Below are 25,345 nucleotides of genomic sequence, written 5' to 3'. Positions count from 1 at the left end.
AGAAGCATTTTTTTACCTAGGAGCGCAAGAGTCCCGGTAAACTAAATTTTCACGAACGCTTGCGACGCGGGAAGATCAGCCAGCCCAGAATGAGGCCCACAGCAGATACAATACCCAATGAAAGCAGGGGTTTATCCCGCACAAAGGTGGCGGCTTTTTCCATCACACCTTCACCTTCTTCATACAGGTCTGCAAAATCCTGCTGCATGTGGCCGGCAAACTGGTCAAACTTGCCTTCAGCCTGCATGCCAACATTGCCTGTCAGGCCGCCTACGGCGTCCTTAACGTGGCCTTTGGCATCTGTGGCAGCGCCTTTAACCTTGCTTTCAATATCCTTGATTTTATCTTCAGCCATGACTTTATCCCTTAAACTTGAGTGCAATCCTGCACGCTTTGTTGCTGTAACACGGCAGTGCTTACAGGATCATGTCTTGCATCAGACCGCAAAAACACGTTTCTGACTAGGCATGCCACGCCCGACCAAAGCGCAGTTCACCGCCCTGATCGTTGCCTCCATGATGTTTATGGAACAGCTTGATGGCACCATTCTGGCAACAGCCCTGCCTTCTATCGCTAACAGTTTAAACGTTGATACAGTTGCAACGTCTGTTGCACTTACATCGTATATTATTGGTCTGGCCATTTTCATACCGGCTTCTGGCGCGTTGGCAGACAGGCTGGGCAGCCGTTCCGTGCTTATGGTGGCCATCTGCACGTTTGTGTTCAGCTCCCTGCTGTGCGCCCAGGCAAATTCCCTCATCTTTCTGGCTAGCATGCGCACACTCCAAGGTATTGGGGGCGCACTTATGGTGCCCATAGGCCGGTTGGTGATTATTCGCAGCACCCCGCGTGACCAGCTTGTACGCACCATGACGTGGATGATGCTGCCCGCCACACTCGGCCCTTTGCTGGGGCCGGTTATTGGCGGGTTTGTTACCACCTGGTTTTCATGGCGATGGAATTTTTACCTCAACATCCCCATCGGGCTTATCGGGCTGGGGCTGACATGGCGCTATATTCCCCAAATTCGTGAACCAAACCCCACACCGTTTGACTTAAAGGGCATGGCGCTTTCTGGCGGCGGCCTGGCCCTGCTTTCTGTTTTTGCAGAACTGTTTAGCCATGCAGAAGGTTCGATAACTCTACGCCTGCTGATGCTTGGAGCTGGCAGCCTGTTAATGCTGGCTTACTGTTTTCATGCCTTTCGGGTTCCTGCGCCCTTGCTGGATTTCCGGCTCATGCGCATTGCCACTTTCCGGGTGTCCGTTTTTGCTGGCGCGGCCTCACGCGTTGCTGTGGGGTCCCTGCCCTTTCTGCTGCCGTCCTTTTTGCAAATTGGCATGGGGCTGAATGCAGCACAAAGCGGGTTGGTCACTTTTACAGCGCCTGTTGGCGCATTGATAACACGCCCCTTTGTGCCAGCCATTTTAAAGCGCTGGGGCTTCCGCAAAGTGCTGATGTTCAATGGTGTTTCCGCAGCGGTGGTGTTTGTATTGGTCGCCGGATTTCGGCAACCGTATGCGCTGTGGCTGTTTTCTCTCATTCTGGCGGGAGCCGGGGCGGCGCAAGCCATCCAGTTTTCGGCCTATAACACCATTGCCTATGCCGATGTGCCCGCCAGCAACATGAGCGCAGCCACCAGCCTGTATTCCACCATGCAGCAGATCATGCTTTCTGCCGGCATATGCATTGCCGCGGGCACGCTTACGGTGCTGGGCCAGATATACGGCCACGCCACACCCACTTTGGGGGATTTTTCTGTAGGTTTTCTGGTTACCGGGGCGGTCTCTCTGCTGGCTGTGCCGTTTGCGGCAAGCCTTGCACCTTCTGCCGGTGCCTCCATGAGCGGCAATAAGCGTTAAAAAACGTAACAAGCTCTTTCCATAACCCTGTGGTACGTTTTACGGTGAAAACAGAATTTCTGCCTCCACCGCATATCAGCTTTTCCAGATGGATTATAAAACCTTATTCTGGCCTTTATTCTCCTGTCTGAACCAACATTCTTTTTTCAGGTAATACGCAGCGCGCCACATGGATGAACATCAGCCAGACTCTCCCCCTTCTCCACCTTCACCATCTCCGCGCCCTCCCCGTAAAAAACGGCTGTTACTTGCAGGCATAGCTCTGGCAGGTGTGTGTGTACTGGCTTTTGCCTTCCTGCGCCCGCATGGAGATACCAGCAGCGGCACGCATAAAAAGGGCAGACACCACACAGCAGATGCATCGCAAGCACAGCCTGTTGCCGTGCAAACCGTGCATAATGGCACCATGCCCGTGGTGTTTACCGAGTTGGGAACGGTGATCCCCATTACCAACGTCACCGTGCAGACACGTGTGGAAGGCTATCTGATGAATGTGCTGTTTACGGAAGGACAGCACGTACACAAGGGTGACTTGCTGGCACTGATAGATACCCGCCCCTATGAGGTATTGCTGGCCCAGTACGAAGGGCAACTTGCGGCAGACAAGGCCCAGCTTGCACAGGCACGGGTGGACAGTGCGCGTTATCAACGCCTGATCCGCCAGGACAGTATTGATGCCAAAACCGCCAAGGATCAGCAATTTATTGTGCAGCAGCTGGAAGGCACGGTAAAAGCTGATCAGGCATTGGTGGACAACCAGAAACTCCAGATCACCTACTGCCACATTATTGCCCCTGTGGATGGCCGCATTGGCATACGTGCGGTGGATAAGGGCAATTATGTTACGGCGGGTCAATCTGGTGGGTTGGCCATTCTTACCCAGATGCAGCCCATTTCCGTTATCTTCACGCTGCCGCAGAATCAGCTCCCGGAAGTGGCGGAAGAATTGCGCACCCAGAAATCCCTGCCGGTTGAAGCGTGGAACAGTGCCAACACGCAAAAAATTGCAGATGGCACTGTCAGCACGCTGGATAGCCAGATAGACACCTCCACCGGCACCGTGCGCTTACGCGCCATCTTCCCCAATACGGATGAGCATTTGTTTCCCAACCAGTTTGTAAATGCCCGTCTGTTGGTCAAAACACTCAACAATGTGCTGCTGCTGCCCACAACCGCCGTGCAAACTGTCCCTACCGGCCTGTTTGTTTACGTTGTAAAGGCCGATAACACCGTTGAAGTCCGGCCCGTGACCACCGGCACATCAGATGGCAACAATATTGTTGTTACCACCGGCCTGAAAGATGGAGACAAAGTGGTGACAGATGGCACAGACCACCTGCGCGCTGGCATCAAGGTCACCATTCCTGCACAAACCACTCCAGCATCGGATCACGCGGCAAAGTGAACCCATCAGCCCTTTTTATTCGCAGGCCGGTTGCCACTACTCTGCTTATGCTGGCCATTTTTATGGCTGGCCTGCTGGGCTACCATTTTCTGCCCGTTTCCGCCCTGCCGCAGGTAGATTACCCAACCATTACGGTTGAAACATTCTACCCCGGCGCCGGGCCGGATGTGATGTCCACCTCCGTTACCGCACCGCTGGAAACCCAGTTTGGCCAGATGCCGGGGCTGGACCAGATGACATCCCGCTCATCTGGCGGCGCATCCGTTATTACCCTGCGTTTTGCGCTGGATACCTCCATAGACGTGGCGGAGCAGGAAGTGCAGGCCGCCATTAACCAGGCCAACTCCCTGCTGCCAACAGATCTGCCTGCTCCCCCCGTTTACGCCAAGGTCAACCCGGCAGATACGCCCGTGCTTACGCTGGGCATTACATCCTCCACCATTCCGCTACCAGAAGTGGAAGACTATGTGGACACCCGTCTGGCACAAAAAATCAGCCAGATTTCCGGCGTGGGGCTGGTGACACTCTCTGGCGGCAACCGCAAGGCCATCCGGGTACGGGTGAACATACCCAAGCTGACGTCCTACGGTATGGACCTGGACACGCTGCGCACCACCATTGGCAACGTAAACGTTAATTCCCCCACCGGGACATTTGATGGCCCCCAAAAGGCTGCCACGTTGCAGGTGGATGGGCAGATTACCAGCCCCGATGTGCTGCTTAACCAGATTATTGCCTATCAGAACAACGGCCCCATCCGCCTGCGTGATGTGGCAACTGTGGTTGTGGGTGCGGAAAACACGCAGCTTGCGGCATGGTCCAACCTGACACCCGCGCTGATTATGAACGTGCAGCGCCAGCCCGGCGCCAATGTTATTTCTGTGGTGGACAACGTCAAAGCCACATTGCCCGGCCTGCGCGAAACACTGCCCCCCGGCATTGATATTACCCCGCTAACAGACCGCACCACCACCATCCGCGCTTCTGTGGCTGATGTGCAGAGCGATCTGTTTCTTTCCCTTGTGCTGGTGGTCGGGGTTATTTTTGTATTTCTGCGCAATGTGCCCGCCACCATTATCCCCAGCCTGTCTGTGCCGCTTTCCATTATCGGCACGCTGGCGGTTATGTATCTGCTGGGTTTCTCGCTGGATAATCTGTCTCTCATGTCGCTCACCATCGCCACCGGCTTTGTGGTGGATGATGCCATTGTCATGATCGAGAACATCTCCCGCTATGTGGAAGCGGGGGAAGACCGGATGACCGCCGCCCTGAAAGGCGCTGGGGAAATTGGCTTTACCATTATCTCGCTTACCATCTCGCTCATTGCGGTGCTTATTCCGCTGTTGTTCATGGGCGATGTTGTGGGCCGCCTGTTTCATGAATTTGCGCTTACGCTGGCGGTGACCATCATTCTGTCTGCCGTGGTTTCGCTTACACTGGTACCCATGATGTGTGCGCGCATTCTTTCCGAACGTGTGCATGATGCAGGATCTGCCACCACGGCGTTCCAGCGCTGGTCCGCCCGGATGGAAGACTATACGGAAAAGCTGATTGCCGGGTATGACCGCATACTGGATGTGGTGCTGGCCCACCGTGTGCTGACACTGTGCGTGGCCGTGGGGACCTTGGTGCTTACGGGTGTGCTGGCATGGGTGATTCCCAAAGGGTTCTTTCCCGCACAGGATACAGGGGTCATTCAGGGAATTTCCGTAGCCTCGCAAACCATCTCTTTCGAAAGCATGAAGCAGCACCAGCAGGAACTTGCCAAAGTGCTGCTGAAAGACCCGGATGTGGTCTCGCTTTCTTCCTTTGTCGGGGTGGATGGGCAGAATGCCACGCTTAATCAGGGCCGGTTTCTAATCAACCTCAAACCGCATGATGACCGTACAAGCACTGCGGCAGAAATTGCCCGGCGGCTGGCGGATGAAACCGCGCAGGTGGCAGGCATTAAACTGTATATGCAGCCCATTCAGGATCTTTCCCTGGATACAACGGTTACGGCCACGCAATATCAGTTTTTGCTGGAAAACCCGGAATATAATGCCTTCAAGACATGGGTGCCAAAGCTGCTGGACCGGCTGAAGCAGGAACCTTCCCTGTCTGATGTCACATCGGATTTGCAGGCCTCCGGGCTGGTGGCGCGGGTTACGCTGGATAGAGCCACAGGTGCGCGCTATTCCATCACGCCCCAAACCGTTGATAACGTGTTGTATGACAGCTTTGGCCAGCGGCAGATTTCCACCATCTACACGCAGTCCAACCAGTATCGGGTTATTCTGGAAGCAGACCCACGGTTTCAAACCAATCTTACCGCGCTCTCCCAACTTTATCTGCCCGGTATCAGTGGCAATTCGGGGGAAAGTGTTTCCGGCCCCACACGTTCGCCCACCTCCGGGCTGGTGCCGCTGGCGGCCGTTACCACCGTTACGCAGGAAACAGCTCCGCTGCTGCTCACACATTTTGGGCAGTTCCCCGCCGCCACCATTTCCTTCAACCTGAGTGATGGTTACGCGCTGGGAGATGCCACCGCCGCCATCCGCAAGGCGGAAAAGGACATTGGCCTGCCCTCCACCTTCCAGACATCATTTCAGGGCACGGCGGCAGCGTTTGAGGGCTCTCTCAGCAACGAGATGTTTCTTGTTATTGCCGCCCTGATTGCCGTGTATATTGTGCTGGGCATTCTTTACGAAAGTTTTGTGCACCCGGTTACCATTTTGTCCACCCTGCCATCCGCCGCCATTGGCGCGTTGCTGACACTGATGATTGCAGGCGTGGATCTGGATATCATGGGCATTATCGGCATTGTGCTGCTGATTGGTATTGTCAAGAAAAACGCCATCATGATGATCGACTTCGCACTGGAGGCAGAACGTGTGCATGGCATGGATTCCCTGCAATCCATCCGCACAGCCGCCACATTGCGTTTTCGCCCTATTTTAATGACAACCCTTGCCGCCATGTTGGGGGCAGTGCCCATGGTTATCTCTCATGGCACCGGCTCGGAACTGCGTTACCCGCTGGGGCTGAGCATTATTGGCGGGCTGGCCCTTTCCCAACTTCTTACGTTGTTCACCACGCCCGTTATCTATCTGGCGCTGGATACAATGGCCCATAAATGGGATGCCATGCGGCATCGGCAAAGCCAGCCTTCCGGTTCCCCTCCGGCAGATGGACAGTCTGCGCCATGAGCATAAGCCGGCTGTTTATTGACCGGCCCGTGGCCACCATTCTGCTTACGGTGGCCATGTTGCTGGGCGGGATTTTAGGCTACCGCACCCTGCCGGTATCCGATCTGCCGAATGTGGATTTTCCGGTTATTATGGTGCAAGCCACGCAGGCCGGTGGCAGCCCGGAAGAAATTGCCGGATCTGTGGCCGCACCGCTGGAGCGCCATTTGGGCCAGATTGCGGATGTGACGGAAATGACGTCACAATCCTCGCAGAACACCACGCGCATCATGCTGCAATTTTCCCTCTCGCGCGATATCAACGGCGCTGCGCGGGATGTGGAAGCCGCCCTACAGGCCGCCCATGCAGATATGCCCTCCACCCTGCGGCAAAACCCCACCTACCGCAAAGCCAACCCCAATGGCGCGCCTATCCTGATTCTCACCCTCACCTCAGATACCCATACGCGCCCACAGCTTTACGATTACGCCACCAACGTATTGGTGCAGCATCTGTCTTCCGTAGAAGGTGTGGGTCAGGTGGAAATCAGCGGGAGCGCGCTGCCCGCCATTCGTGCGGAAATCAATCCTCTCCCCCTTTACCGCTACGGGATCAGCTTTGAAGACGTACGCGCGGCTCTGGCCTCCGCCAATGCCCATACCCCCAAAGGTATTATTGACCAAGGCGGCATGCGCTTTACGCTGGATACCAATGATCAGGTTAGCAAGGCGCAGGATTATCGGGACCTGATTATTGCATGGCGCAATAACCGGCCTGTCCGCCTTGCCGATATTGCGCAGGTGCGTGACAGCGTGGAAGACCTGCGGAACGCCGGGTATTACAACGGCCAGCCCTCGGTTATTGCCGTGGTGTTTCCGCAGGCCGGCGCCAACGTGATCCACACGGTGGATCAGATCAACGCCAAACTACCCATGCTCAAGGCCGCCTTGCCCGGTGGGGTGGATTTGCATGTGGGGCTTGATCGCTCTCTGACCATTCGTGCCTCTTTGGCCGATACACAGCTTACGCTGGTAATTTCCGTGGTGCTTGTGGTGCTGATGGTGCTGCTATTTCTGCACTCTGTCAGAATGACGCTTATTCCCGCCGTTGTGGTGCCCACCTCCATTGTGGCCACGTTTGGGGTCATGGCATTGTTTGGCTATTCGCTGGATAATATGTCCCTTATGGCGCTTACGGTTTCCACCGGCTTTGTGGTGGATGATGCCATTGTGGTGGTGGAAAATATTGCCCGCTACATAGAACAGGGCCTTGCCCCGCGAGATGCCGCCATAAAAGGCAGTAGCGAGGTAGCCTTTACCGTTTTTTCCATTTCCATTTCGCTGATTGCGGTCTTTCTGCCCATTCTGCTGATGGGCGGGCTTGCGGGCCGGCTGTTCCATGAATTCGCCATGACGGTCAGCATCACCATTATTATCTCCATGGTGCTGTCCCTATCCCTTACCCCCATGATGGCCGCTTACCTGTTGGCACCACGCGCCCATGAGCCAGAAAACAACGCACATCCGTCGCTTTCTGCCCGCGTGGCTGCACACATTACCCTTGCGTTGGATAAACTTCAGGCCGGGTATGCCCATTCATTGGATGTTGCACTCCGGCACAATAAATTGGTGCTGCTTAGCCTGCCCTTTACGCTGGTGCTTATTGTGGCGCTGTTCATCCTTATGCCCAAGGGCTTCTTTCCGGTCGAAGATACAGGCTTGCTGATGGGCCATTTGCAGGGGGATCAGTCCATCTCCTTTGGCGCCCTCAGCAAAAAGCTGGCAGATGTGCAAAAGGCCATTCTGGCAGAACCGGAAGTTAAAAGTGTTTCCTCCTTTATCGGGGGGCGCGGCTCTTCCAACCAGGCCAATCTGTTCTTGCAGTTGCAGGATAAAAGCACGCGTTCGGATACACCGACTGACCTTATCAACCGTATCAGCAATCGGCTGCGTAAACTGGTTGGGGCCGATTTCTTTTTGATGGAGCCCGGTGCTGTGCGGGCGGGTGCGCGGCAGAGCAATGCCTCCTATCAATACACATTGGAAGGTGAAAACGCCGCCGAGCTTTATTCATGGACAGAAAAGCTGCTGAACGAATTGCGGCACCACCCGGAACTGACGGACCTTTCATCCGACGTACAACAGGGCGGTTCCGCCATGAGCGTGGATATAGACCGCGATACCTCCGCACGTGTCAGCATCACGCCTCAGCTTCTGTCCAACACGCTGTATGATGCTTTTGGGCAACGTGCGGCCTCTGTTATCTATAACAGGTTAAACCAGTATCGTGTGGTTATGGAGGCGGATCCGGTATTGTGGTCTAACCCCCATAGCCTGATGCAGGTATGGATCAGTGTGGCAGGGGGTACAGCTGGGGGTGGCACACAGTCCAACACCATACGTGTGCGCAATACCAGCGGGCTGGATGCGGCAGGAAACAGCTCGGAATCCTCATTAAGTTCCCAATCTTTCAAAAACCAGATTGCCAACGCGCTGGCAGGTGGTGCTGGAGCTTCCAGCGGTTCTGCCGTCAGCACCTCCTCTGAAAACATGGTGCCGCTTACGCTGGTTTCGCAGATTGTGCAGACACGCACCCCCCTTTCCGTCAACCATCAGGGCATGGCTGTAGCTTCCACTGTTTCCTTCAATCTGGCCAAAGGGGTTTCGCTCAGCGCGGCCACACAGATTATCAACGCCGCACAGGTCACGTTGCATATGCCTTCCACTATTCACGGCAGCTTTGCGGGAAATGCCGCACAATTTCAGAAAGCCGTGAATGATGAGCCCCTGCTGATACTGGCTGCCCTATGTGCCGTCTATATTGTTCTGGGTATTCTGTACGAAAGCTATCTGCATCCGCTTACCATTCTCTCCACCCTGCCATCTGCGGGTGTGGGGGCGCTGTTGGCACTGCAACTGGCGGGAGAGGAGTTCTCGCTTATTGCCATGATTGGGGTGATCCTGCTGATTGGCATTGTAAAGAAAAATGCCATCATGCTGGTGGACTTTGCCCTTGTGGCAGAGCGCGAACACGGCATGGCCCCGCTGGAAGCCATCCGCACCGCCTGCCTGCTGCGCTTTCGCCCCATTATCATGACATCGGCTGCCGCTGCACTGGGGGCTGCCCCGCTGATTACCACCAATGGCTATGGGGCAGAACTGCGCCACCCATTGGGCATTGCCATTGTGGGTGGCTTGCTCGTCAGCCAAGCACTTACGCTTTATACCACGCCTGTTATTTATCTTACGCTTGATACGTGGCGGCTGCGTGTTCAGAAAATACGCTTGCGCTCTTTCTTTTCTCGCACCTCCCGGCAGGATAGCTGATGGTTTCGCCTTCTTTTTCCAGCACAATGCTTAAACACAAAAAACTGTCCCGCCGTGCTGCCAGCCTTATGGCGCCATTGGTGCTTATGGGCTGCATGGTTGGCCCTAATTACAAGCGCCCCTCGGCCATTATCTCTCCGCAGTTTAAGGAGCTGCGGCCTGCTGCTGGGTGGAACTATGCGCAGCCCAATCTGGCGACTATTCCCAAAGGAACGTGGTGGACACTTTATAATGACCCGCTGCTGAACCAGCTTGAATCTCAGGTTGAAATCAACAACCAGAACGTGGCGCAGTATGAGGCCAGATACCGCAATGCCCGCGCCGCCATTAACGCCATTCGGGCAGAGCTGTATCCAACGCTCAGCGGTGCGCTTTCCTTCAACCGGCAGAGTTCCGGCCGTGGTTCGCGCTCATCGGGCACCATCATCAATTATGGAGATACAACTTCTTCCCTCGCCTCCAACACCACGGAAAACACTTATGGCATGGGGCTGACTGCCTCGTGGGATCTGGATTTGTGGGGACGCATCCGCCGCCAGATTCAGGCACAGGTGACAGAAGCTCAGGCCTCTGCCGCTGATCTGGCAAATGCCAAATTGTCCTACCAGGCGCAGCTGGCTACAGCCTATTTCAACCTGCGATATCAGGACAGCCTGCATGATCTGCTGGAAAAGAACGTCACGTTTTACGAACGTTCTTACCAGATTACCAAAAACCAGTACGATGCGGGCACGGCAGACCCCACCACCCTGATGCAGGCGCAAACCCAGCTTGAGCAAACACGCGCCCAGGCCACGGCAACAGATGCCGCCCGCGCAGGGTATGAACACGCCATTGCCATTTTAATGGGTAAGGCCCCGGCAGATCTTTCCATCCCCCACGGTGCACTTACGCGAGATATTCCGGCCATTCCTGTAGCCGTGCCCGCAGAACTTCTGCAACGCCGGCCAGATGTTTCTGCCGCTGAACGCCGGATGGAAGAATATAATGCCCAGATTGGCGCAGCCCTTGCGGCTTTTTACCCGGACGTAAAACTGACGGCCAGTTACTCCTACAGTGGTGACCCGGTAGGCGCACTGGTGCAGGTTGCCAACCGTATTTGGGCGTTGGGTGCTTCTGCCACGGAAACCCTGTTTGAAGGGGGCGCACGCACCGCCGCCGTGCGTGAAGCCAACACCAATTATGATTACTACGTGGCAGCCTACCGCCAGACGGTATTAACAGCCCTGCAACAGGTGGAAGATCAGCTTGCCAACCTGCGCGTACTGGCTGACCAGGCAAGCCAGCAGGCTGTTGCCGTGGAAGCCGCCAACAAGGCTGTGCAAATTTCCTTCAACCAGTACATGGCTGGCACCCAGATTTACACCACAGTGATTACGGCAGAAGTCACGGCCCTCTCCAACGCTGAAACAGCACTGCAAATTCAGCAAAACCGTATTCTGGATTCCGTCACTCTTATCGAAGCCCTTGGCGGAGGGTGGGATGCATCCTCCCTCCCCAGCAAGAATTCCATGCAAAAGGACAACCCGTTTTTGCCTTCCTTTATCCAGAAAGACAAAAACTAGCGTTTTCCTTTTTGCTCCAGAAAGCAAAAACCCCCGGCCTTTCCAGACCGGGGGTTTTTTTGTGTCTGATTATTTAAAAGCCGTTATTTTGTAATGGCACGCCCTGCCAGCAAGGCCACCACCAGAAAAACAACAAAAAGAACAATGGCAATAAAGAACAGGATTTTTGCCATTCCCGCAGCAGCGGAGGAAATGCCGCCAAAACCGAACAGCCCCGCAATAAGGGAAATAACCAGAAAAAACAGTGCCAGCTTTAGCATATAATCATCTCCTTCACGCCTTCAGGCAGAATGTGCTGACCAAAGGACCTTAAAAATTTAACGTCGCCGCCGCAGCAAGCCGCCAACAATAAAGCTGAAAATTCCCGCAATTGGCAGAATCAGGAAGGGCTGATCAATCACCACATCCCGCACGGCTTCTGTTGCAGCACAACGTTTATCCGGGTTCATTTCATCATAACTGGGGAGCTGGCTGAACAAGCCTTCCGCACCATCCTGAACACGGCCAATGCCTTCTTCCAGCGCGTAATCCTTCGTGTTGTCATCGCTCATGCGATGTCTCCCCATTTTGTTGCAAGTGAACGCACGACACCCCGCAAAGGATGCCAGCATGATTTTATTTATATGCTTTTCAACTAAATTTCAGCAGAACGCCAGTACGGAGCGCCACCGGGGTCTTTTTCCCCTGCAATCATGGCGCGCAACCGGGCCGCATAAGTTCTAAAAACCGTGCTTTCGGGGTTGCGTTCATCCATTGTAATGGCAATTTCACCCGTAATGCCCGCTGGTGGGCCACCTGCCAACACCACCACACGGGTGGCTAGGCGCAAGGCTTCTTCTATATCATGCGTTACAAACAGCACGGTTTTATGCGTTTGCTGCCAGATACGCTGGAGTTCTTCCTGCAAGCTGCTGCGTGTAATAGGATCTAATGCGCCAAACGGTTCATCCATCAACAGCAGATCTGGGTTAACAGTAAAGGCACGCGCCACACCTACGCGCTGGCGTTGTCCGCCAGACATACGGCGTGGCCAGCGGTCTGCGGCTTCCTCCAGCCCAACCAGTTTTAGCGCATCCATGGCGCGTGCGCGCTTTTCTTCACACGTCAGGCCCAAGCCTTCCAAACCGAACTCAACATTTTTCAACACAGACCGCCACGGCATAAGCCGCGCATCCTGAAACACCAAGGCGCGCCTGCGCCGCTTGGTGCCTGTTTCCTCTGCATCTGTTGTGCAGGCCGAACCGCCTACCGTGCCTTCTGTAGGCTGCATAAGCCCCATAAACACACGCAACAGTGTGGATTTACCCACGCCGGATGGACCTAAAAGCGCAACAAATTCACCCTGCTCCAATGTGAGGCTCACATTCCGCAGCACAAAATTGGCACCGCCATCATGCGAGAGCCCAACATTGTCCAAGCTGGCAACGCAGTGTTTCTCACTCATGGTTGCCACCTCAGCACGCGTGTTCTCACAAACCCGAACAGAAAATCCGTAACAGCATAAAGCAACGCCATGGTGAGCATGTACACCACCACCACATCGGTAGCCAGCAAGCTGGAAGCCTGCATCATTCGCGCGCCAATACCCGGCACGCCAAACAGCTCTGCTGCCACAACAGACATCCAGCCCTGCCCCAAACCGGTGCGCAGGCCCGACATAAGCCCCGGAGACGCGGCTGGTAGTACCACCTTGAACAAACGCCCAAAAAAGCTGCCATGCCCAAAAGCGGCTGCCAGTTCATATAATTCCGGGTCCACCCCACGTACAGCACTATGGGCCGCGTAAAAATTGATCCAGAAAACAGAAATGGCAATCACAAAGGTTGCGCCCGATGTGTTCAGGCCAAACCACAAAATGGCAAAAGGCACCCACGCCAAGCCCGGAACAGGCCGCAGCAACCGGACAATACCTTCCAGCAAGCCATCCACAACGGCCACCATGCCGCACAGAATACCCAAACCGGCACCCAGCACAGAACCAATAAGCAGGCCCAATAGATAATGATGCAGACTATCCAGAATAGCCTGCTGCCAAAAGCCTCCACGCACTTCATCCAGCCAGGCTGGCCCAAGCGAACTGGGGGCAGGCACCATGCCAGAAGGCAGCAACCCTGTGCGGACTGCTGCCTCCCACCCTCCAAAAAAGACAATAAGCCCAGTAAGGCCCAATGCCCATTTTGTAGAAAACGAAACTTTATCCCTCACTGCTGGCTCTGCTTCCACATCTCCAGGTCAAACAGACCATCCACAGGTTCAGCCTTGCGCAAAAGCCCCTGCTTCACCTCAAAATCCTGCAACTGGCGCACGCCTTCTACAATACGTGCCGGATCGCTTACAAAGCGTTTGGCCGAACGCGCAAGCGCCTTTTGCAATACTTCTTCCTTCAACATACCACCGCCCAGCGCCGTACGCACAAAAGGTGCAGCTTCATCCGGATGTTCGGCAACCAAGGTATTGGCTTTAACAAACAGACCTGTCAGCGCTTTTGCCCACGGAACTTCCGCCGGTTTTACAATAGCTAGAACAGAGCCAGGCTGATCAGGCATCATATCATGGCCCGTCGCCAGAATTCTGGCATCTGGCACGCGCATTTTTGCTACGGTTAAGGAAGGTTCACGCAGCACAGCCGCATCTACCGCACCCGCCAGAAAAGCCTGCTGTGCAGCATCAATATCTACGCCAGCAATGTTTACGACTGACGCAGGCTGCGCAATATCAAGACGCTTTTCAAACCAGTAACGCAGCATAATATCTGGCACAGAACCGGCAGGCTGTACGGCAACACGTGGCAGATGCCCCTGTTCCTGATTAAACTTGGCAAGCCCATCCTTGATAGCCTGAGCAGACAGACCGCCCTCCTGCCCTTCCGGCACAATTTGCGCCAAGGGGCCACGAGCAACCAGTTCCAGCTCTTCAACCGAGCCAGAGGCCACAACCTTCACATCCACGCCATGCGCGCGCGCCTGCAACAAGGGGAGCACCCCAGCCACGTAGGCATCAATCCGCCCAGATACCAAAGCCTGAATAGCCTGCGGACCAGAGCCAAAACGCACAAGCTGCAAATCCAGCCCAGCCTGCTTGGCCCAACCTTCACCATCCAGAACAAACAGGGCAGATGACCCCAAAACAGGAATATACCCAATGCGCACCGGGGTTCCGGCCCGTGCCTGCTGTGTCAGCCCTACAAAAAACAGGCTGATCACCAGCATAATCCGCAGAAAAACTCGCCTCATAATGCCACCGTATCTGTTTGCGCCATTCATTCTGCAATTACTAACGTTCTGGAAGGATATATTGTCAATATACCAAGTAGAAATAGGGAGATTTTTCCAACCAATTCCACGATACAAAATCGCATCACTCACAGAGGCAGGAAAGCATAAAAAAAAGGCCAGCCCATTTCTGAGCCAGCCTCTTCTCTAAAAACCGGATGAGTGGCTTATGCAGCCAGATCCTGCTTTTCTTCTGCTTCCGGACGTGGGCCGCTGTCCTGCCCTTTGGCAGACACATCGCGATCAACCAGTTCGATAACAGCCATAGGTGCGGCATCGCCATAACGCACGCCAGCACGCAGAACGCGCGTATAACCGCCGTTACGTGCCTTGTAGCGTTCTGCAATAGCAGCAAACAGCTTTTTCACAATCACATCATCACGCAGCATGGCAAAAGCCTGACGGCGTGCATGCAGGTCACCCCGCTTGCCCAGCGTAATCAGCTTTTCCACAACCGGGCGCAGTTCCTTGGCTTTCGGCAGCGTGGTGGTGATCTGTTCATGTTTGATCAGTGCAACAGCCATATTGCGAAACATGGCTGCGCGATGAGAAGAAGTAACGCCGAGCTTTCTGCCGGCAATCCCGTGACGCATAGTTCAGTTCCTACGTATCGTGTGAAAAGTCAGATCAAAATGGCTCATCAAGCAGTTTTGCCAGCTCTTCGATATTTTCCGGCGGCCAAGCCGGCACATTCATACCCAAGGAAAGCCCCATGGAGGTAAGGACTTCCTTGATTTCGTTCAGGGATTTCCGGCCAAAGTTCGGAGTACGGAGCATTTCCTGCTCGCTCTTCTGCACCAGATCCCCAATGTAGATGATGTTGTCGTTCTTCAGGCAGTTTGCACTACGAACAGACAGTTCAAGCTCATCCACCTTACGCAGCAGATTACGGTTGAACGGCAGATCATCTTCAGGCTCTTCAGCCTGCACAGGGCGCGGCTCATCAAAGTTGATGAACAGCTGGAGCTGATCCTGCAGAATACGTGCAGCCAAAGCCACAGCATCTTCAGGGGTTACAGCACCATTGGTTTCAACCGTCAGCAGCAGCTTATCATAGTCAGTCACCTGCCCTACGCGGGTAGGCTCAACTTTATAAGATACGCGCTTTACGGGAGAATAAATTGCATCCACCGGAATCAGGCCAATAGGTGCATCTTCCGGGCGGTTTGCCGCGGCAGGCACATAGCCTTTACCCATGTTTACAATAAATTCCATACCCAGCTTAACGCCATCATCCAGCGTGCAGATAACAAGATCGGGGTTCATGATCTCAATATCATGCCCGGTCTGAATCTGGCTGGCGCGCACTTCACCGGGGCCTGTGGCCGTCAGCATCATACGCTTTGGCCCTTCGCCATGCATACGCAGTGCCAGCTGCTTGATGTTGAGCACGATGTCCGTGACATCTTCCCGCACACCCGCGACAGACGAGAACTCATGCAGCACGCCGTCAATCTGCACAGCAGTCACAGCCGCACCCTGAAGCGAGGACAGCAGAACACGCCGCAGCGCATTCCCCAGTGTCATCCCAAACCCGCGTTCCAGAGGCTCTGCAACCACGGTTGCAATGCGTGCTGGCTCCACACCGGATTCGACCTCAAGCTTTTCGGGCTTGATCAGAGATTGCCAGTTTTTCTGAAGGACCAAGGTACCGGCCTTTCAATACGAAAAACCACTGCAATCGCAGCGATTTCTCTGAAGTGGACACAACAACCGGAAGGCAGCTCAATGCATAAGCTGCCTTCCTGCTCAGGACTTAGACGCGGCGACGCTTGCGCGGGCGGCAGCCATTGTGCGGAACCGGCGTCATATCACGGATAGAAGTGATGGTGAAACCAACAGCCTGCAGGGCGCGCAATGCGCTTTCACGCCCCGAACCAGGACCGGAAACTTCAATTTCCAGGGTTTCCATACCATGTTCGCGAGCCTTGCGACCTGCGTCTTCCGCCGCAACCTGCGCCGCATAAGGCGTAGATTTCCGAGACCCCTTAAAACCCTGTGCGCCAGCGGAAGACCAGGAAATGGCATTCCCCTGTGCATCAGAGATGGTGATCATGGTGTTGTTGAACGTGGAGAGCACATGCGCCACGCCAGAAATAATGTTCTTACGCTCTTTTTTGCGAATACGCGGAGTTGCGGCTTTCGCCATGTCTTTTCTACCTCAGTCCCTGCCCAGAGCCTGCCGCAGCAGGGTTGGACATCCTAACCAGTTGGATTAGCGCGTTGCTTTTTTCTTGCCTGCAATGGCCACAGCCTTACCCTTGCGCGTACGGGCATTGGTGTGTGTGCGCTGACCATGCACAGGCAGACCACGACGATGACGCAGACCGCGGTAGCAGCCCAGATCCATCAGACGCTTGATGTTCATTGCGATTTCACGACGCAGATCGCCTTCAACGCGATACTTGCTGTCGATGAGTTCACGCACCTTCAGGATTTCGTCATCGCTCAGCTCGTTCACCCGCTTTGCTTCTGGAATATCCAGTGCCTTGCAGATTTCAGCAGCCTTAGTTGCGCCAATCCCGTAAATATACTGAAGCCCGATAACAACCCGTTTGTTGGTCGGGACATTCACGCCGGCAATACGTGCCACGCCTTATACTCCTGTTCGCCCGCCTTAACCACGAACGCTCATAGCCCTTGGGGCAGATTTCACTTGGTGGCCGCGAAATATACCGGCCACCGCCACAAGTCAACGAAAACGGATCACTTTTTCGTGATCAACCCTTCACTGGCAAGCGCATCTTCGATTTCACTTGTCACTTCAGGGGCCGGTAGCATGCCGTTAATTTTGTGCAGCCGCCCGGCTTTTTCATAAAACGGCAGAATCGGTGCCGTCAGTTTCCGATACTCTTTCAACCGTTCAACAACAGTTTCCCGCTTATCGTCCGCCCGACGCTTGAACTCATGGCTGCCGCAAGAATCACAAACTCCATCCACCTTGGGTGGATTGGAAACATCATTGTACGTCTTGCCGCAGTTGCCACATGTAAAGCGACCGGAAATCCGATCTGCCAGAATTTCTTCATCCACATCCAGGAAGAGAACGATATCAATCTTCTTCCCGTCAGAAGAAAGCATGCTGTCCAGTTCTTCCGCCTGCGCCAGTGTGCGCGGAAAGCCATCCAGAATAAAACCGTTCTGGCAGTCAGCCTGCGCAATCCGGCTTTTCAGCATTGCAATAATCAGCTCATCTGGCACCAGTTTCCCAGCATCCATCAGCGCCTTTGCCTGCTTCCCTGTTTCAGACCCCTTAGCGACTTCTGCACGCAGCATGTCACCCGTAGAAATCTGAATCAGCCCATACCGTTCTTCAAGAAGTTTGGACTGCGTACCTTTTCCCGCGCCGGGAGGGCCCAGAAAAATAATATTCATCGTCTGATGATCCTCTGCTTCCTGCCGCCGCGCGATTTACGCATCAGCCCCTGATATTGATGTGCCACCAGATGAGACTGAATCTGTGTCACCGTATCTATGGTTACAGACACAATAATAATCAGACTCGTTCCGCCAAAATAGAAAGGAACGTTGTAATGGCTGATCAGGATCTGTGGCAACAGACAGACAGCCACCATATACGCCGCACCTATTGTGGTCAGACGGGTGAGAATCTTATCAAAATACGATGCTGTCGCAGCTCCGGGGCGCACACCCGGAATAAACCCACCCTGTTTTCTCAAATTATCAGCTGTTTCCGTCGGATTAAACGTAACCGCCGCATAAAAATATGAGAAAAACACAATCATGGCAGCATAGAACAGCATATACAGCGGCTGCCCCTGCCCAAGTTCCTGCCCCAGGAATGAAAGCCAGCCCGGCAAGGACTTACCATTCATAAAACCAGCAATCGTGACCGGAATCAGTAGCACTGAAGAGGCAAAAATTGGTGGAATAACGCCAGCTGTGTTCACTTTCAAAGGCATATGGGTTGTATCTCCGCCAAACATCCGCTGCCCCATCTGGCGCTTTGGATATTGGATAACAACCCGACGCTGCGCCTGTTCCATAAACACAATGAACATAATGGTCAGAGCAGCAAGAACTAGGAAAAGCAACACAAAGAAAGGTGAAAGTGCTCCCGTATACCCTAACTGAAAGAGACTGGCCAATGCATGCGGCAAGTTGGCCACAATACCGGCAAAAATAATGAGCGAGATTCCGTTCCCCACGCCGCGCGCGGTAATCTGCTCACCCAGCCACATCAGAAACATGGTTCCGCCAACAAGCGTAGTCACGCATGAAAGCAAAAAGAACATGCCAGGATGAACAACAGCAGCGCCAGCAGCGCTGTGCACATTCTCCAACCCAACCGCAATCCCATACGCCTGAAACAGCGCAATAAGAACAGTAAGGTAACGTGTATACTGATTAAGCTTCTTACGTCCCTGTTCACCTTCCTTCTTGAGAGCTTCAAGAGAAGGCACTGCAGTAGACATAAGTTGCACAATAATAGACGCAGAGATGTATGGCATGATGTTCAGTGCGAACACGGTCATACGCCCAAGCGCACCCCCCGTGAACATATTGAACATGCCCAGAATGCCACCCTGATGCTGCGCCAGAAGCTGCCACATAACAGTGGCATCCACTCCCGGAACCGGGATATACGTGCCCAAGCGGTAAACAATCAGCGCTCCTAGCGTAAACCAGATTCGCTTTTTAAGTTCGGTCGCTTTGGCAAAAGAGCCTACGTTAAAGTTGGCAGCCAGTTGTTCGGCCGCGGAAGCCATGCATCCGTCCTTTCATACAAACAGCGCCACCACGGCTGTGGAGACGCTGGCACAATCGCCTGAAAAATTCAGACAACATTCTGAGAAGGAACAAGAAAGGAGAACAGCGCGAACACTGCTCTCCTTTTTGCAACATCAGGAAGCGCTGGCTTCAGCAGCTTTAGGCTGCAACAGCTTAACGCTGCCTCCGGCTTTTTCTACTGCTGCAACAGCAGAAGCCGATGCACCAGAGACTTCAAACGTAACAGCTTTTGTCAGCTCACCTTCGCCCAGAATGCGCACACCAGCATACTTGCCCGTGCCAACCAGACCAGCTTTTTTCAAAGCTTCTTCAGTTACAGGTGCACATGCTGCCAGTTTGCCATCAGCCAAGGCTTTTTCCACCGCGCCAAGATTTACTGGAGCGTAAACCTTGCGGAAGATGTTTTTGAAACCACGCTTCGGCAGACGACGATAGATAGGAAGCTGACCACCTTCAAACCCGTTCAGAGAAACCCCTTCACGTGCTTTCTGGCCTTTTACACCCCTACCAGACGTCTTGCCCTTACCAGAACCAATACCGCGCCCCAGGCGCTTCTTCCGGTAACGGGAACCTTCGTTATCACGAAGTTCGTTCAGCTTCATTTCAATCCTCCACCTTCACCAGGTGGGCCACTTTGCGTACCATACCCCGCGTAGAGGGAGTATCTTCCAGAACGCGTTCACGGCCAATCTTGTTCAGACCCAGACCGATCAGAGTTGCCTGCTGCCCAGGCTTACGTCCGTTGCCGGACGCAATCTGCACAACTTTGAAGGTTTTCTTATCAGACATCAGCGGCCTCCGCAGCAGGAGCCTGATCGCGCTTACCGAAGATTTCAGCAACCTTCTTACCGCGACGGCTAGCTACAGAACGCGGGCTTGCACAACGTGCCAGCGCATCAAAAGTTGCCTTAACCATGTTATGCGGATTCCGGGTTCCCAGAGACTTCGCAACCACATCGTTAATGCCAAGGCTTTCAAACACAGCACGCATCGGACCACCAGCGATGATCCCCGTCCCTGCTTCGGCCGAACGCAACACAACCTTACCAGCACCGAAGTGACCGGCAACATCATGATGCAGCGTACGACCTTCCTTCATCGGGACACGGATCATGCCACGCTTGGCGCGTTCCGTAGCCTTACGAATTGCTTCAGGAACTTCACGTGCCTTACCAGCACCGTAGCCCACACGCCCTTTCTGGTCACCAACAACAACCAGAGCAGCAAAAGCAAACCGACGACCACCCTTAACCACTTTCGCAACGCGATTAATGGTTACCAGTTTGTCAACCAGTTCATCCCCTTCGCGCTCACGCTCACGGCCGCCTCGACCGCCTTCTCTTGGTTCACGAGCCATTCCGTGATCCTTTCCTCAGAAGGAGAGACCGCCCTCACGGGCTGCCTCTGCCAGGGCCTTAACGCGCCCGTGATAAAGATAAGACCCCCTGTCGAACACGACCTGAGATACACCTGCTGCAACGGCGCGTTGCGCAACCAGCTTACCGACAGCGCCAGCGCTTTCCTGCGTAGAACCTTTTTTCAGGTCTGTCCGCAGCTCCTTATCCAAGGAGGATGCTGAAGCCAAAGTACGGCCCTGCGCATCGTCGATGACCTGAGCATAAATGTTCTTGCCAGACCGGAAAACAGACAGACGCGGACGTCCACCCGCCTTGCGGCGCAGCTGAAAACGGAGACGCGCCCGACGGCGGTTCCGCAATTCCTGCTGAGTGCTCATTATTTCTTCTTGCCTTCCTTACGACGAATGGTTTCCGTTTCGTACCGAACACCTTTGCCCTTGTAAGGTTCAGGCTTACGGAAGCTGCGGATATCAAGGGCAACCTGCCCTACCCGCTGCTTATCGATCCCTTCCACCACAATAGCCGTCGGACGCGGCGTAGAAATCTTGATACCTGCAGGAATTGGATACACAACATCATGGGAGAACCCAAGGTTCATCACCAGGTTGGAACCCTGCACAGCTGCACGGTAACCAGTGCCGTTAATTTCAAGAGCTTTGGAAAAACCTTCCGAAACCCCTTTAACAGCCGTTGCGATCAGAGCACGTGTTGTGCCCCACATCATGCGCGCCTGGGCAGCAGTGCCCACTGGCTGCACAACAACCTTACCATCCTGCACATCAACGGAAACATGTGAAGAAAGTGGCAGAGCCAACTCCCCCAACTTCCCTTTGGCCTTCAGAACACCATCTGCAATAGCAACGGTCACCCCTGCCGGCACTTCAACAGGATACTTGCCTACGCGTGACATTTACCCCTCCTTAGAAAACACGGCAGAGGACTTCACCGCCAACATTGGCAGCACGAGCCTCAACATCGGAAAGAACACCACGCGGCGTAGAAAGGATGGAAACACCCAGACCCGCGCAAACACGAGGAAGTTCTTTAATTTTGGAATATACGCGGCGACCAGGACGTGAAACACGCTGGATTTCGCGGATAACCGGCTCACCATCCGTATATTTCAGCTCGATATGCAGCTGAGCAATACCTTTACGGACATCTTCACGCTTATAGCCACGAATGTAGCCTTCACGCTGCAGAGCTTCCAGAACACTCACACGCAGCTTAGAAGCTGGCGCAACACAGGCATTGTGGCGCGCACGCTGAGCATTACGAATACGGGTGAGCATATCACCCAAAGGATCAGAAAGTGACATCTTGCGCCCTTACCAGCTTGCTTTAACCACGCCCGGAATCTGGCCTTCAGATGCCAGATCACGGAAAGCAATACGGCACAGCTCAAACTTGCGGTAGTTACCGCGAGAACGACCTGTCAGCTTGCAACGCAGACGAACGCGCACGCGTGAACCATTGCGCGGCAGTTCAGCCAACTTCAAAGACGCATCAAACCGATCCTCCACGGGAAGAGAACGATCCATAACGATATTTTTGAGAGCTATCCGCTTCTCTTTATCCCGTGCCGCCATGCGCGCGCGCTTTGCGTTACGCAGAATGGCAGAAGTCTTAGCCATACAACATTACCTCCGGAACCCTTCGAAAACCTTCGACGGTTTTCCAAGATCACACATTAAAACACCCAGAAGGGTCTGTATCATCCCAGGAAGGGAAGATCAAACGCCTTCAACAGGGCCTTGGCTTCTGCATCTGTCTTTGCACTGGTTACAAACACAACGTCCATACCGCGGATTTCATCCACCTTGTCGTATTCGATTTCCGGAAAGATGATCTGTTCTTTCAAACCCAGAGCAAAGTTACCACGACCATCAAAACCCTTGGTAGCCGGCAAACCGCGAAAGTCACGGATGCGAGGCATTGCAATGGTTACCAGACGATCAAGGAATTCATACATCCGTGCACGGCGCAGAGTGACCTTACAGCCAATCGGCAGACCTTCACGAATTTTGAAACCCGCGATAGCTTTTTTCGCCACAGTCTTAACAGGCTTCTGACCAGCAATCAGTGCCATTTCTGCAACCGCAGAATCCAGCTTTTTCTGATCACCAGCAGCTTCACCCACGCCCATATTCAGGACGATTTTCTCAAGGTGAGGCACCTGCATTTCATTTTTGTAACCAAACTGCTTACGCAGGTTAGCACGTAGTTCGCTTTCATACCGCTGCTGAAGGCGCGGCAGGGAACGACCTTCCTGTTTCGCACTCATTCGTAGCCCCTCAACCTTCAATAGCTTCGCCGGTCGCCTTGGCGATGCGAACTTTTTTGCCGTTTTCCAGCACTCGGAAGCCAACACGTGTCGGCTTTTTGGAGGCTGGATCAATCAGCTTCAGGTTAGAAAGGTGAATGGGCGCTTCACGGGTAATAATCCCGCTTTCTTCACCCATGCGGCGCGCACGCTGATGGCGCTTGATCAGCGCCACGCCACGCACAACGGCACGGTTTTCAGAAGGACGAACCTCCAGAACTTCTCCCTGCGTCCCCTTGGAGGAACCGCTGATGACGACAACCGTATCGCCTTTTTTAATACGGGCAGCCATTACAACACCTCCGGCGCGAGAGAGATGATCTTCATGAACTTCTTCGCACGCAATTCACGCACAACCGGCCCAAAAATACGCGTACCAATTGGTTCCTGCTGCTTGTTGATCAGCACAGCTGCGTTTTTATCGAAACGGATAGCGCTACCATCAGGCCGACGGACAGGATAGGAAGTCCGTACAATAACAGCCTGGTGAACGTCGCCCTTCTTCACTTTCCCACGGGGGATAGCTTCTTTAACGGAAACGACGATCACGTCGCCGACCGAGGCAGACTTCCGCTTGGAGCCGCCCAGTACCTTGATGCACTGCACCTGACGCGCGCCGGAATTATCGGCCACGTCAAGGTTGGTCTCGGGATGGATCATAACCTAAATATCCTTACGTTAAGCCGATGCACCGGCTTCCGCACCAACGACTTCGCCGTTGCGGGAAATCACAGTCCACGTCTTGCGGCGTGAAATAGGCGGACATTCAACAATCAGCACGGAGTCACCAACCTTGCAGATATTTTCTTCATCATGCGCCGCATATTTTTTAGAGCGACGAATGAACTTCTTATAGAGCGGATGCATGACGCGACGATCGACAAGAACCGTAACGGTCTTGTCCATCTTATCGCTGGTCACACGCCCGGTCAGGACGCGCCTTGGCATCGGCTAACTCTCCTCAGGCATTGGCAGCAGATGTTTTTGCACCTGCTGCAGTCTTTGCATTTTGCACCGCAATCGTCTTGATCCGTGCAATCTCACGACGCACCGCACGCATACGGCTCTGCGCTTCAGTCTGACCCGTGGCCTGCTGGAAACGCAGATTAAGCTGCTCACGCTTCAATTCAACCAGACGAGCTTCGAGCTCGTCTGGAGTCTTGGCGCGCAAATCGGCTGGCTTAGTTGCCTTTACCATCTCACGCATCTCCAATTCGGGTCACAAACTTGGTCTTGATCGGCAGTTTTGCTGCACCGAGAGCCAACGCTTCACGCGCCAGTTCAGGGGGTACACCTTCGATCTCGAACAGAATGCGACCTGGCTTCACACGGGCCACCCAGTATTCAGGGGAACCCTTACCGGAGCCCATACGCACTTCTGCAGGTTTTGTCGAGACCGGAAGGTCAGGAAAAATACGAATCCAGACGCGACCTGCACGTTTCATGGCACGTGTGATAGCCCGACGAGAGGCTTCGATCTGGCGTGCCGTAATACGTTCCGGCTGAAGAGCCTTCAGTCCAAACGTACCGAAGTTCAACGTGGTGCCACTTTTTGCAAGGCCGTGGATACGGCCTTTGTGGGCTTTACGGAATTTTGTCCGCTTCGGGGAAAGCATGTTGTTTTATCCCTCTCCTCAGCGCTGAGGAGCCTGTTCGGCCGCCCGGCGATCCTGAGCCATCGGATCATGAGCAAGAATTTCGCCCTTGAAGATCCAGACTTTTACACCGCAAGTGCCATAGGTGGTCTTTGCTGTGGCTGTGCCATAATCGATATCGGCACGCAGGGTGTGCAGAGGCACACGACCTTCACGATACCATTCGATACGTGCGATTTCTGCACCACCAAGACGACCAGAGCAGTTAATACGAATACCCTGTGCGCCCAGACGCATTGCAGACTGCACGGCACGCTTCATGGCACGACGGAAAGCCACGCGGCGTTCCAGCTGCTGAGCAATGTTTTCTGCAACCAAGGTTGCATCAATTTCCGGCTTGCGGATTTCAACAATGTTCAGCGCAACTTCCGTGCCAGCCATACGTGTCAGCTCTTTACGGAGCGCATCAATGTCCTGACCCTTCTTACCAATCACAACACCCGGACGGGCAGCGTAAATGGTAACGCGGGGCTTTTTAGCCGGACGTTCGATCACAACACGAGACACACCAGCGCCAGCCAGCTTGCGACGCAGGAAAGCACGTAGCTTCAGATCTTCATGAAGCAGCTTTGAATAGTCGGCATCGGCATACCACCGGCTATCCCAAGTGCGGTTGATACCGAGCCGCAGCCCGATTGGATTGACTTTATGTCCCATACC

At 54.1% G+C, this 25,345-nt stretch carries 31 protein-coding genes; 5 read left to right on the top strand and 26 right to left on the bottom strand.

All coding sequences use genetic code 11. The features are described 5' to 3' along the window. Positions 1-49 precede the first annotated feature (49 nt). Positions 50-355: a CsbD family protein gene (locus CSR02_RS10735; RefSeq protein ID WP_042786727.1), complete on the bottom strand. Its 306-nt coding sequence runs from the start codon at positions 353-355 to the stop codon at positions 50-52. 112 nt (positions 356-467) lie between these two features. On the opposite strand from CSR02_RS10735, the gene CSR02_RS10730 reads away from it, so the two are divergent. The 5 genes from CSR02_RS10730 to CSR02_RS10710 all read left to right on the top strand — a co-directional run bounded on the left by CSR02_RS10730 (position 468) and on the right by CSR02_RS10710 (position 11,325). Continuing rightward, positions 468-1,862, top strand: a complete 1,395-nt coding sequence (locus CSR02_RS10730) for an MFS transporter (RefSeq protein WP_099541622.1) — start codon at positions 468-470, stop codon at positions 1,860-1,862. A 169-nt stretch (positions 1,863-2,031) separates the two neighbouring features. Next, positions 2,032-3,267 carry an efflux RND transporter periplasmic adaptor subunit gene (locus CSR02_RS10725; RefSeq protein ID WP_099541621.1) on the top strand — a complete coding sequence of 412 codons (1,236 nt, stop codon included), beginning with the start codon at positions 2,032-2,034 and terminating at the stop codon, positions 3,265-3,267. Beyond that, entirely contained in the window at positions 3,264-6,455 is a 3,192-nt protein-coding gene (locus CSR02_RS10720; protein ID WP_042786729.1) for an efflux RND transporter permease subunit, read from the top strand. Before CSR02_RS10725 ends, CSR02_RS10720 begins: the two co-directional genes overlap by 4 nt. Beyond that, positions 6,452-9,760 (top strand): efflux RND transporter permease subunit, encoded by a 3,309-nt coding sequence (locus CSR02_RS10715; RefSeq protein WP_042786730.1) that lies wholly within the window; start codon positions 6,452-6,454, stop codon positions 9,758-9,760. The genes CSR02_RS10720 and CSR02_RS10715 overlap by 4 nt, the downstream gene beginning before the upstream one ends. Then, complete coding sequence (locus CSR02_RS10710) at positions 9,760-11,325, top strand: efflux transporter outer membrane subunit (RefSeq protein WP_099541620.1); 1,566 nt, start codon at positions 9,760-9,762, stop codon at positions 11,323-11,325. Before CSR02_RS10715 ends, CSR02_RS10710 begins: the two co-directional genes overlap by 1 nt. An 83-nt stretch (positions 11,326-11,408) precedes the next feature. Here CSR02_RS10710 and CSR02_RS10705 read toward each other — a convergent pair whose 3' ends face one another. The 25 genes from CSR02_RS10705 to rpsC all read right to left on the bottom strand — a co-directional run bounded on the left by CSR02_RS10705 (position 11,409) and on the right by rpsC (position 25,342). Continuing rightward, positions 11,409-11,585, bottom strand: coding sequence for a DUF1328 domain-containing protein (locus tag CSR02_RS10705; protein ID WP_042786732.1), 177 nt, complete (start codon positions 11,583-11,585; stop codon positions 11,409-11,411). 57 nt (positions 11,586-11,642) lie between these two features. Then, positions 11,643-11,876: a hypothetical protein gene (locus CSR02_RS10700; RefSeq protein WP_042786733.1), complete on the bottom strand. Its 234-nt coding sequence runs from the start codon at positions 11,874-11,876 to the stop codon at positions 11,643-11,645. Positions 11,877-11,959: 83 nt separating this feature from the next. After that, positions 11,960-12,778 carry an ABC transporter ATP-binding protein gene (locus tag CSR02_RS10695; RefSeq protein ID WP_099541619.1) on the bottom strand — a complete coding sequence of 273 codons (819 nt, stop codon included), beginning with the start codon at positions 12,776-12,778 and terminating at the stop codon, positions 11,960-11,962. Next, a complete protein-coding gene (locus CSR02_RS10690; protein WP_042786850.1) occupies positions 12,766-13,530 on the bottom strand; it encodes an ABC transporter permease in 765 nt (254 codons plus the stop codon). The genes CSR02_RS10695 and CSR02_RS10690 overlap by 13 nt, the downstream gene beginning before the upstream one ends. Next, the gene (locus CSR02_RS10685; RefSeq protein WP_099541618.1) at positions 13,527-14,588 is read right to left on the bottom strand and encodes an ABC transporter substrate-binding protein; all 1,062 of its coding nucleotides are present in this window, start codon (positions 14,586-14,588) and stop codon (positions 13,527-13,529) included. The genes CSR02_RS10690 and CSR02_RS10685 overlap by 4 nt, the downstream gene beginning before the upstream one ends. Positions 14,589-14,764: 176 nt before the next feature. Beyond that, positions 14,765-15,190, bottom strand: a complete 426-nt coding sequence (rplQ, locus tag CSR02_RS10680; protein ID WP_006116036.1) for a 50S ribosomal protein L17 — start codon at positions 15,188-15,190, stop codon at positions 14,765-14,767. Between the two features lie 34 nt (positions 15,191-15,224). Continuing rightward, entirely contained in the window at positions 15,225-16,244 is a 1,020-nt protein-coding gene (locus CSR02_RS10675) for a DNA-directed RNA polymerase subunit alpha (RefSeq protein ID WP_099541617.1), read from the bottom strand. 109 nt (positions 16,245-16,353) lie between these two features. Further along, the gene (rpsK, locus tag CSR02_RS10670) at positions 16,354-16,746 is read right to left on the bottom strand and encodes a 30S ribosomal protein S11 (RefSeq protein ID WP_003622750.1); all 393 of its coding nucleotides are present in this window, start codon (positions 16,744-16,746) and stop codon (positions 16,354-16,356) included. 66 nt (positions 16,747-16,812) lie between these two features. Further along, positions 16,813-17,190: a 30S ribosomal protein S13 gene (gene rpsM, locus CSR02_RS10665; RefSeq protein WP_042786738.1), complete on the bottom strand. Its 378-nt coding sequence runs from the start codon at positions 17,188-17,190 to the stop codon at positions 16,813-16,815. A gap of 113 nt (positions 17,191-17,303) precedes the next feature. Next, positions 17,304-17,972, bottom strand: coding sequence for an adenylate kinase (locus CSR02_RS10660; RefSeq protein WP_099541616.1), 669 nt, complete (start codon positions 17,970-17,972; stop codon positions 17,304-17,306). Next, positions 17,969-19,327, bottom strand: coding sequence for a preprotein translocase subunit SecY (gene secY, locus CSR02_RS10655; protein ID WP_099541615.1), 1,359 nt, complete (start codon positions 19,325-19,327; stop codon positions 17,969-17,971). Before secY ends, CSR02_RS10660 begins: the two co-directional genes overlap by 4 nt. Positions 19,328-19,462: 135 nt before the next feature. Next, the gene (gene rplO / locus CSR02_RS10650; RefSeq protein WP_099541614.1) at positions 19,463-19,951 is read right to left on the bottom strand and encodes a 50S ribosomal protein L15; all 489 of its coding nucleotides are present in this window, start codon (positions 19,949-19,951) and stop codon (positions 19,463-19,465) included. 1 nt (position 19,952) lies between these two features. Continuing rightward, positions 19,953-20,138 (bottom strand): 50S ribosomal protein L30, encoded by a 186-nt coding sequence (gene rpmD / locus CSR02_RS10645; protein WP_042786742.1) that lies wholly within the window; start codon positions 20,136-20,138, stop codon positions 19,953-19,955. After that, on the bottom strand, positions 20,131-20,706 hold the full coding sequence (rpsE, locus tag CSR02_RS10640; protein WP_099541613.1) for a 30S ribosomal protein S5: 576 nt from the start codon (positions 20,704-20,706) through the stop codon (positions 20,131-20,133). Before rpsE ends, rpmD begins: the two co-directional genes overlap by 8 nt. Positions 20,707-20,721: 15 nt before the next feature. Further along, a complete protein-coding gene (rplR, locus tag CSR02_RS10635) occupies positions 20,722-21,084 on the bottom strand; it encodes a 50S ribosomal protein L18 (RefSeq protein WP_042786744.1) in 363 nt (120 codons plus the stop codon). Beyond that, entirely contained in the window at positions 21,084-21,617 is a 534-nt protein-coding gene (gene rplF, locus CSR02_RS10630; RefSeq protein ID WP_042786745.1) for a 50S ribosomal protein L6, read from the bottom strand. The genes rplR and rplF overlap by 1 nt, the downstream gene beginning before the upstream one ends. A gap of 10 nt (positions 21,618-21,627) precedes the next feature. Then, positions 21,628-22,026 carry a 30S ribosomal protein S8 gene (rpsH, locus tag CSR02_RS10625; RefSeq protein ID WP_003622730.1) on the bottom strand — a complete coding sequence of 133 codons (399 nt, stop codon included), beginning with the start codon at positions 22,024-22,026 and terminating at the stop codon, positions 21,628-21,630. Positions 22,027-22,035: 9 nt separating this feature from the next. Continuing rightward, entirely contained in the window at positions 22,036-22,341 is a 306-nt protein-coding gene (gene rpsN, locus CSR02_RS10620; RefSeq protein ID WP_042786746.1) for a 30S ribosomal protein S14, read from the bottom strand. Between the two features lie 80 nt (positions 22,342-22,421). Continuing rightward, complete coding sequence (rplE, locus tag CSR02_RS10615) at positions 22,422-22,991, bottom strand: 50S ribosomal protein L5 (protein WP_042786747.1); 570 nt, start codon at positions 22,989-22,991, stop codon at positions 22,422-22,424. A gap of 10 nt (positions 22,992-23,001) precedes the next feature. Then, entirely contained in the window at positions 23,002-23,322 is a 321-nt protein-coding gene (gene rplX / locus CSR02_RS10610) for a 50S ribosomal protein L24 (protein WP_003622726.1), read from the bottom strand. Continuing rightward, complete coding sequence (gene rplN, locus CSR02_RS10605; protein ID WP_012812770.1) at positions 23,322-23,690, bottom strand: 50S ribosomal protein L14; 369 nt, start codon at positions 23,688-23,690, stop codon at positions 23,322-23,324. Before rplN ends, rplX begins: the two co-directional genes overlap by 1 nt. An 18-nt stretch (positions 23,691-23,708) precedes the next feature. After that, positions 23,709-23,978: a 30S ribosomal protein S17 gene (rpsQ, locus tag CSR02_RS10600; RefSeq protein WP_099541612.1), complete on the bottom strand. Its 270-nt coding sequence runs from the start codon at positions 23,976-23,978 to the stop codon at positions 23,709-23,711. Positions 23,979-23,991: 13 nt separating this feature from the next. After that, positions 23,992-24,228: a 50S ribosomal protein L29 gene (gene rpmC, locus CSR02_RS10595; RefSeq protein ID WP_003622719.1), complete on the bottom strand. Its 237-nt coding sequence runs from the start codon at positions 24,226-24,228 to the stop codon at positions 23,992-23,994. Between the two features lies 1 nt (position 24,229). Further along, positions 24,230-24,646 (bottom strand): 50S ribosomal protein L16, encoded by a 417-nt coding sequence (gene rplP / locus CSR02_RS10590; protein WP_035351612.1) that lies wholly within the window; start codon positions 24,644-24,646, stop codon positions 24,230-24,232. An 18-nt stretch (positions 24,647-24,664) separates the two neighbouring features. Further along, complete coding sequence (gene rpsC / locus CSR02_RS10585; RefSeq protein WP_042786749.1) at positions 24,665-25,342, bottom strand: 30S ribosomal protein S3; 678 nt, start codon at positions 25,340-25,342, stop codon at positions 24,665-24,667. Positions 25,343-25,345: the final 3 nt, after the last annotated feature.

This window comes from Acetobacter pomorum (assembly GCF_002738225.1).
GTDB lineage: Bacteria > Pseudomonadota > Alphaproteobacteria > Acetobacterales > Acetobacteraceae > Acetobacter > Acetobacter pomorum.
The sequence above is the reverse complement of the archived record's forward strand: the minus strand, read 5'-3'. Positions and strand labels throughout refer to the sequence as shown.

What these genes read in the sequence shown, in the direction of transcription:
- CSR02_RS10725 (WP_099541621.1), top strand. Translation starts at nt 2,032, where the DNA reads ATGGATGAACATCAGCCAGACTCTCCCCCTTCTCCACCTTCACCATCT.
- CSR02_RS10735 (WP_042786727.1), bottom strand. Translation starts at nt 355, where the DNA reads ATGGCTGAAGATAAAATCAAGGATATTGAAAGCAAGGTTAAAGGCGCT.
- rplN (WP_012812770.1), bottom strand. Translation starts at nt 23,690, where the DNA reads ATGATCCATCCCGAGACCAACCTTGACGTGGCCGATAATTCCGGCGCG.
- rpsE (WP_099541613.1), bottom strand. Translation starts at nt 20,706, where the DNA reads ATGGCTCGTGAACCAAGAGAAGGCGGTCGAGGCGGCCGTGAGCGTGAG.
- CSR02_RS10710 (WP_099541620.1), top strand. Translation starts at nt 9,760, where the DNA reads ATGGTTTCGCCTTCTTTTTCCAGCACAATGCTTAAACACAAAAAACTG.
- secY (WP_099541615.1), bottom strand. Translation starts at nt 19,327, where the DNA reads ATGGCTTCCGCGGCCGAACAACTGGCTGCCAACTTTAACGTAGGCTCT.
- CSR02_RS10660 (WP_099541616.1), bottom strand. Translation starts at nt 17,972, where the DNA reads ATGAATATTATTTTTCTGGGCCCTCCCGGCGCGGGAAAAGGTACGCAG.
- rplE (WP_042786747.1), bottom strand. Translation starts at nt 22,991, where the DNA reads ATGAGTGCGAAACAGGAAGGTCGTTCCCTGCCGCGCCTTCAGCAGCGG.
- rplX (WP_003622726.1), bottom strand. Translation starts at nt 23,322, where the DNA reads ATGGCTGCCCGTATTAAAAAAGGCGATACGGTTGTCGTCATCAGCGGT.
- rpsQ (WP_099541612.1), bottom strand. Translation starts at nt 23,978, where the DNA reads ATGCCAAGGCGCGTCCTGACCGGGCGTGTGACCAGCGATAAGATGGAC.
- CSR02_RS10685 (WP_099541618.1), bottom strand. Translation starts at nt 14,588, where the DNA reads ATGAATGGCGCAAACAGATACGGTGGCATTATGAGGCGAGTTTTTCTG.
- CSR02_RS10700 (WP_042786733.1), bottom strand. Translation starts at nt 11,876, where the DNA reads ATGAGCGATGACAACACGAAGGATTACGCGCTGGAAGAAGGCATTGGC.
- rpsK (WP_003622750.1), bottom strand. Translation starts at nt 16,746, where the DNA reads ATGGCGAAAGCCGCAACTCCGCGTATTCGCAAAAAAGAGCGTAAGAAC.
- rpmC (WP_003622719.1), bottom strand. Translation starts at nt 24,228, where the DNA reads ATGGTAAAGGCAACTAAGCCAGCCGATTTGCGCGCCAAGACTCCAGAC.
- rpmD (WP_042786742.1), bottom strand. Translation starts at nt 20,138, where the DNA reads ATGTCTGATAAGAAAACCTTCAAAGTTGTGCAGATTGCGTCCGGCAAC.
- CSR02_RS10705 (WP_042786732.1), bottom strand. Translation starts at nt 11,585, where the DNA reads ATGCTAAAGCTGGCACTGTTTTTTCTGGTTATTTCCCTTATTGCGGGG.
- rpsC (WP_042786749.1), bottom strand. Translation starts at nt 25,342, where the DNA reads ATGGGACATAAAGTCAATCCAATCGGGCTGCGGCTCGGTATCAACCGC.
- CSR02_RS10730 (WP_099541622.1), top strand. Translation starts at nt 468, where the DNA reads ATGCCACGCCCGACCAAAGCGCAGTTCACCGCCCTGATCGTTGCCTCC.
- rpsH (WP_003622730.1), bottom strand. Translation starts at nt 22,026, where the DNA reads ATGTCACTTTCTGATCCTTTGGGTGATATGCTCACCCGTATTCGTAAT.
- rplO (WP_099541614.1), bottom strand. Translation starts at nt 19,951, where the DNA reads ATGAAGCTGAACGAACTTCGTGATAACGAAGGTTCCCGTTACCGGAAG.
- rplR (WP_042786744.1), bottom strand. Translation starts at nt 21,084, where the DNA reads ATGAGCACTCAGCAGGAATTGCGGAACCGCCGTCGGGCGCGTCTCCGT.
- rplF (WP_042786745.1), bottom strand. Translation starts at nt 21,617, where the DNA reads ATGTCACGCGTAGGCAAGTATCCTGTTGAAGTGCCGGCAGGGGTGACC.
- rplQ (WP_006116036.1), bottom strand. Translation starts at nt 15,190, where the DNA reads ATGCGTCACGGGATTGCCGGCAGAAAGCTCGGCGTTACTTCTTCTCAT.
- CSR02_RS10715 (WP_042786730.1), top strand. Translation starts at nt 6,452, where the DNA reads ATGAGCATAAGCCGGCTGTTTATTGACCGGCCCGTGGCCACCATTCTG.
- rplP (WP_035351612.1), bottom strand. Translation starts at nt 24,646, where the DNA reads ATGCTTTCCCCGAAGCGGACAAAATTCCGTAAAGCCCACAAAGGCCGT.
- rpsN (WP_042786746.1), bottom strand. Translation starts at nt 22,341, where the DNA reads ATGGCTAAGACTTCTGCCATTCTGCGTAACGCAAAGCGCGCGCGCATG.